The sequence below is a fragment of the Siminovitchia fortis genome, from assembly GCF_007681465.1.
In the GTDB taxonomy this organism is placed as follows: domain Bacteria; phylum Bacillota; class Bacilli; order Bacillales; family Bacillaceae_C; genus Siminovitchia; species Siminovitchia fortis.
In genome coordinates this window covers 102845-109886 of sequence record NZ_VEKZ01000006.1, presented here as the reverse complement: position 1 = coordinate 109886, position 7042 = coordinate 102845, and the positions used below count along the sequence as shown (strand labels likewise).

The window sequence follows — 7042 nt, the reverse complement described above, 5'->3', positions numbered from 1 at the left end:
ATTTCAGGTTTTTCACCGGAGTTAATTTGAAATTAGGTGTCTGAAATAATGTGCTAGTTTACATGAATGAACATAAAGGATTTGTCCGTTATACGAAACCATGTACCATACAGTACTGCCTTCATGTAAATCTCCTTTTACTTGTCCCAAATAATCAACGACTGCCCCTCGGTTGACTTGCCCCCAGACGTTTTGCCCAAATCCTGGAGATGTCCGCAGATTAACCGGGTCACCCGTTATGACTGCACCTTCTTTAATATCAACTAACGAACTTTGAATATAGCCGTTGTTGTTTCTATATTTATCAGTTTGGGGTGATCTCGACATTTGTTTATCAAGCGCTTCTTTAAATGTTAAATTATAATTTGTATAAAAAATATTCGATGTATTGATATTCGAAGCTTGAATCCACACCAATTTTCCGTTCAATTCTCCCCTGTACCATATATAATTTCCGACCTTCTCTGTTAGATTCACTTTAAAGGCCTGGTTCTTATAGGGGCTTAAGTCACGGTAGATAACATCCTTACCCGCTCCCCAGGCATCCGTATATGCCCAGCCGGTTCCCTTTAATATAAAAGTCTTGGTTTGCTTATCAACGCCAACATGGTTCTGGGCCCACATATCGCCTGCCTTGACCCAGCCTATTACCCCGTTTGTGCTGCTTGCCACTGTGCTGATCAGGTAATACTGCTGACCATTGAGGTCCGCTTGCTTTTTAATATAAAATACCTTATCCGTATACTGTGCACCTGCGGTAGTAAACGGATTTTGATCGCCTATATTTTTATATATTCCGGTCTCTGTCTTCTGGATCCTTCCAAGCTTGCTTGTCGAGTTTTCTTTTATTGTGGTCACATTTCCCGCCTGGATCCACACCAATCTTCCGTTTAATTCTCCCCTGTACCAAATATAATTACCAACCTTTTCTGTCAGGTTCACTTTAAAGGTCTGGTTCTTATAGGGGGTTAAATCACGGTAAATAACATCCTTGCCCGCTCCCCAGGCATCCGTATATGCCCAGCCAGTTCCCTTTAAAATGAAAGTCTTGGCTTGTTTATCAACGCCGACATGGTTCTGGGCCCACATATCCTCCGCCTTTACCCAGCCTATTACGCCGTTTGTGCTGCTTGCAACTGTGCTGATCAAGTAATACTGCTGCCCATTGATTTCTGCTTGCTTTTTAATATAAAAGACCTTATCCGTATACTTAGTTCCTGCGGTTGTATACGGGGTCCTATCCCCTATATTTTTATATATCCCGGCATTTGCGTTTTGGATCCTTCCCAGTTTGCTTGTTGAGCTTTCTTTTGTGGAATTTTCATTTATTTTGGTCACATTGCCTGCCTGGATCCACACCGATCTTCCGTTTAATTCTCCCCTGTACCAAATATAATTACCAACCTTCTCTGTCAGGTTCACTTTAAAGGTCTGATCCTTATAGGGGGTTAAATCACGGTAAATAACATCCTTGCCCGCTCCCCAGGCATCCGTATATGCCCAGCCGGTTCCCTTTAAAATGAAAGTCTTGGCTTGTTTATCGACTCCGACATGGTTTTGGGCCCACATATCATCTGCCTTAACCCAGCCTAATACGCCTCTTGTACTGCTTGCCACTGTGCTGATTAAATAATACTGCTGCCCATTGGCTTCTGCCTGCTTTTTAATATAAAAGACCCTATCCGTATACTCTGTTCCTGCAGTTGTAAACGGGTTCTTGTCCTCTACATTTCTGTATAGCCCCGCATTTGCGTTTTGGATCCTTCCCAGTTTACTTGTAGAGCTTTCACGAACTGCTGCTTTTAGGCTAAACGTTTGTAATTCGGCATCTTTAAAAGTTTCAAGTGTACTCTCACTACTATTATCTTCTACATTGTCCTTTTCAACAGTTGATTTACTCTCTATTTTTTCTGGATCTTCTTCTGAAGTTTGATTCATCTGTTGATTTGTTTTTGCTTTAAGGTTATCTATCTCATTAGTTGAAGATTCAATATCTTCATCGGAATTATTTTGATCTACTAACTTTAGATCAACTTCGCTTTCGGCTAGTTCCCCTTTCTTTATTTGTTCAGCTACATTAATATTTTCAGGATCAGTCTCAGTATCTAAAGTATTGTTCTCCGCTAAATAATGTGGTGGAAAAGCTAATACCGTTGCTAAAACTGCTCCCACTAAACCTTTAATCCTCATTTTAAGTAATCGTTTCCTCACCTTTCATAGAATTGATTGTTTTTATCAAACTTTATTCCTATCTTATATTAAACTATGAATTTGTTTTGGTAAATGTTTTTTTGAAAGGGATTCTTATACTCATCTTCAAGTTTTTGGAATCTGTAAAGAGAAAACATACTAATATTAGCAGCACAGACCAAGATCATGTTTGTGCTACTATTTTTTATGGTAGAAGTAAAGGAAGGTCGAACAGCCCTTGGAACCGAATAAGTGTCCGTACTAAAAACCGACGACTTCACACCCTTATACGAATCAGTTTAGTATGTTGGATCTAAGAAATCATGTAAAAGAAAATGGAATCGATAAGGCAGTGTAAAGAAATTCGATGATTCACCAAGAAAATTTATATGAAACATTTCGTGGCATTTGATGTCAGTATGAGAAAAAGTACGATGGGCATTTACGATCGTTATCGTCAATGTGAATTTGAAGGAGAAGATTGAACAAAAAAAGGATTAGCTTTACTCGAATCGAAAGATTCTAATCCAGCAATTTCAAAAGACATTGTGCGTTTTGAGCAGGTCCGTGATTATGCCAAACGGATTTTTGATTTAAAGGAAAAAAGGCCAAACTCGTAAAGCAAATGGTCGAACTATCGGGAGAACGAAAGGAGTATCAAGTCCTCTCAGGTATTTGCCTGTTCACCAAAAATGCGTAAAAGTCAAAACCATTTGACTTTTATAGAGGAGTAGCCCCCCCTACTTAAAATAAATTCATCCCTCCGAAAAATAAATCATAAAAAACACTTGATTGTAGGTAAGGAGGGGCTGTCTACAGAAAATTAGTTTTCACTGACTTTCTGGACAGCCCCACTAAAATTTTTATTTAAAGACTGATTTAACAATCCGTTCACTTGCTCTTCCATCTTCTAAATAACAGTATTTCTGATAAAAGGCATCATGCTTGCCTGTAAAATTAAATCCTTCTTCTCTTACCTTCTTAACTTCATCAATTATTTCTTCTGTTGTTCTCACTAATGGGCCAGGGGCTTCTGATTGAAGGTCAAAATAAAAACCTCTTAAACTATCCCGATATTCATCTATATCATAAACAAAAAATATAATAGGTCGGTGTAAAACAGCATAATCAAAAAAGACAGATGAATAGTCCGTTATTAAGACATCGGAAATTAAATACAAGTCTCTGATATCCGAATGATTGGAGCAGTCATAAACAAATCCTTCATATTGCTCTAATTCTATACTTTGAGAGACTAAATAATGTGCTCTTAATAAAACGATGTATTCATCTCCTAATTCTTGATGTATCTTTTTTAAGTCTATTTTTAGATCTAATTTATATTTTCCAACCCCAAAAAATTGATTATCCCGCCAGGTCGGTGCATAAAGAATTATTTTTTTATCTACAGGCAAGTTTAGGGCTGCTTTTATCTTATTAATAGTAGATGACTTATTGTTATTAATTAAAAAATCATTCCTGGGATAGCCTGACTCAATTACTGTTCCATTGAATTGAAATGCCCTTTTAAAAATTTCTGTAGAATAAGCATTTGGGGAGACTAAATAATTCCATTTACTAGCCTCCTTTGTAAAATTCTTCTTATATTCTTCTGTACTTGTACCAGGCATATGCACTTCTTTTATATCTATACCAAGCTTTTTTAAAGGCGTGCCATGCCATGTTTGTAAGTATATCGTATTCTTTGGTTTCGGGATCCACAAAGGTAATCGGCTGTTTGTTACCCAATATTTTGCTCGCGCCATTAAAAAGGTCCACTTTAAGGAAAAACGTCTAATTACAAGAACCTCTTTGTCCTGAAAGTTTGCTAAATAGTTTCTGTCTACGCTCCAATACATTTTATGATCAGGGTAGTGTTCTATCATATATTCATATATGGCCCTTGGATTATCACTATATTGTTTACCTAAAAAGCTTTCAAACACTATTAATTTGTCTTTTTTCGGCAATACAAATGCAAGTATCGAAAAAAACACTTTATAAATTTTAAGCAGATACTCTTTAAACCATCGAATCATTATTCCACCACGCAATTAAAATGCTGTTGAATACATGCCCCTAGACATCCAGTGTTTTATAAAAGCTAGCCATAGCTTCTTTATTGTATTCTTCGGGGTTGAAGGAGACTTGCTTTACTTTTTGGTCAACAACAGAAAGCATGCCCCTATAAATTCCATCCACAGAGTTTTCAACCAATACACCGTATTTGCCATCTTCCAATACGTATCTATTAGCTATTATATCGGTTGCAATCGTCGGTAGACCTAAAGTCAGTGATTCTAACAGTACCAGCGGCTGCCCTTCGTAGTGTGAGGAAAGTACAAATGCATCACATTTACTCATCAAATTAAATGGGTTCGACCTATGTCCAGTTAAAAATACATGATTTTGCAAATCAAGTTCCAAAATGAGATTTTCTAATTTTCTTCTTACAGGTCCCTCACCAATAATGTACAAGCGAGTGTTCGGCTTTTCTTTATGAAGCAGAGCAAATGCCTCTATTAATTGATCTTGTCCCTTTTCAGGAGATAGCCTTCCCATATTAACAAAACTTACAATGCCCTCTTCATTTTCAGGAATTGGGATATTAAAAATATCAAAGTTCCCTTTGTTAACAGGCCTTACACTTACCATTACAGGCTTATTTTCTTGATAATAAATATCCGCAGTATCATTAGACTGCTCTTTTATTTTTTGAGGATTAATTGAATTTTTAATGTAAGTAATTTTTGTAGTTCCAATAAACTTATCTAGGTTCTTTTTATTTAAATTCATTGTAGCTTCTGACACACTAATTAGTTCATCAAAATATTTATATAGAGAAAATACACCTCTAAGGTTTATATAATGAGGTCTTCTTCCATTTACCTCCCTATTCATATCTGAATAGAGATCACTATGCATATAAATCATTTTTTTCTTAGATTCCCCAGCCAAAAGTATACATGGCCAAAACATTGAATACCCGCTAAAATCAATAACATAATCAAATTTTGACTTTCCAAAAATCCTTCTAAATTCTCTCTCAAACATTTTTGATGGATATATTTTCTCTAATAGCGGTGAGGTCAGTCCTCTATTTTTGGTAATATAGTTTCGATAATTATCTAATATTGTTGAATTAATCCTTCCTATTTTAAAGGCCAATCTAGCTTTTGGATTAACTCTGTGCATATTTGATATTACTTCTTGGTTATTAGTAAAATTTACTAATAAAGTAACATCGTATCGTTCATAATCAATATTTTCCAACAGGCTCAGTGCCGCTCCGGTTATACCGTTGTTCTTTAAGCCACCCGGATAAATTAAAATTTTTTCTTTTTCTTCTGTCTTCGATATGTTTTTGTCTTTAAAAATAAGATTTACTATATTTTTGGTCACATTTCCGTAATCGTTATTACAATATTTTTCTATAAATTCGGTGTAGAGCTTTTTATATTGCTGTTTTATAGATTCAATGTTTTGAATATCATCTATCAAGCTTTCCAGGCTGGTTGAAATTGGTCCGGGCAATTGATCTACCTCAATATACATACCCCTGTTGGATTTATAGTCATCATAATCCCACATATAGAACAATATCGGTTTTTTAGTAACTAAAAAGTCAAAGAAAATACTCGAATAATCCGTAATTAAAATATCAGTAATTGATAAAAGTTCATTAGTATCAATTGAATCAGGAACCAAATAATCTTTTAATAAGGGATTAGAACTGGCAAATTTATATAAAAAAGGATGCACCTTAATAAGCACTTTGTAACTGGCGCCAAACTTCTCTTCCAGTTTGCTCATATCATTTAATATTTGTTCAACATCATCTCTCGGCTCGGATATTCTATTCCCTTTCCATGTCGGAGCATAAAGAATTATTTTTTTATCACCTACCACTATTCCATATCGGGCTAAAAATTCTTTTACTTCATCTTTATCTGTATTAACTGTCAAGTCTATTCGAGGATAACCCTCTTCCAATATTGTTCCATTATAAAGGCCCTTTAGTTTAAAACCTCTTTCAAATACACTTGTAGTAAAAGGATTAGGGCTTATAATATAATCTGAACTAAGAAAGTTACGTACGATATTACTAGGGCCCATTAATTGTCCTGGTATATCATACCCCATCTGTTTTAAAGGGGTCCCATGCCAAGTGTTAATATAAACTTGTTCTGGTTTAATAGTAACTAAGTTTGGGAAAGTTGAATTGTTAATTAGATACTTACTTGAAGCCAGATAATAAAAATACTTCCTAGTCATCCTCAAAACAAAATGAACATTTGAATGTTTTTTGTATTTTTCTTTCAATGACTTTAATAAAGCCTTATCTGAAATAGACCAGACATGAACGAAATTTTTCCATTCTTTATTTTCCAAAATATACTTAAAAATAGCATATGGATTATCGGTCATTGATTGACCATCTCTGCTTTCATAAAAAATAACGTTATCTTTAACGGAGGATTGCTCGTAGAATTTAGCATAAACAGATCTATTTCTTATATCTTTGTTTTTAAGGAAATTTGAAATTGGATTTAATAAAACATTAACCCTTCTCTTAGTAACCTTCTTTACTAATTGGTAATCCACAATAATCTCTCCTTATTGAAAATCACAAATAGGTGTCTTCCTCATTAAACCACCAAAATATTATACACCATTCTTGATAGTAAAGTTATTTTTACTATTTGTCAAAAAGGGTTTTTCTGCCATTAGAACGTGTTTAAACTTGGAGATGACATTAAAGCATCTCTATTGTGATCCACTATTTGCTTAATGTGTCATTATTCGCATATTCAATATCAAAAAATTTAATTCTTTATTTCAAGAACATATG

2 protein-coding genes and 1 pseudogene are annotated in these 7042 nt (G+C 34.9%); all 3 read right to left on the bottom strand.

The window, feature by feature from the left end:
• Window positions 1-21: 21 nt before the first annotated feature.
• Complete coding sequence (locus tag FS666_RS03840; RefSeq protein WP_186306563.1) at window positions 22-2172, bottom strand: GW dipeptide domain-containing protein; 2151 nt, start codon at window positions 2170-2172, stop codon at window positions 22-24.
• Between the two features lie 881 nt (window positions 2173-3053).
• Window positions 3054-4205: pseudogene (locus tag FS666_RS03830) on the bottom strand (CDP-glycerol glycerophosphotransferase family protein); the annotation flags it as partial.
• A 64-nt stretch (window positions 4206-4269) separates the two neighbouring features.
• On the bottom strand, window positions 4270-6795 hold the full coding sequence (locus FS666_RS03825) for a glycosyltransferase (protein ID WP_144460668.1): 2526 nt from the start codon (window positions 6793-6795) through the stop codon (window positions 4270-4272).
• Window positions 6796-7042: the final 247 nt, after the last annotated feature.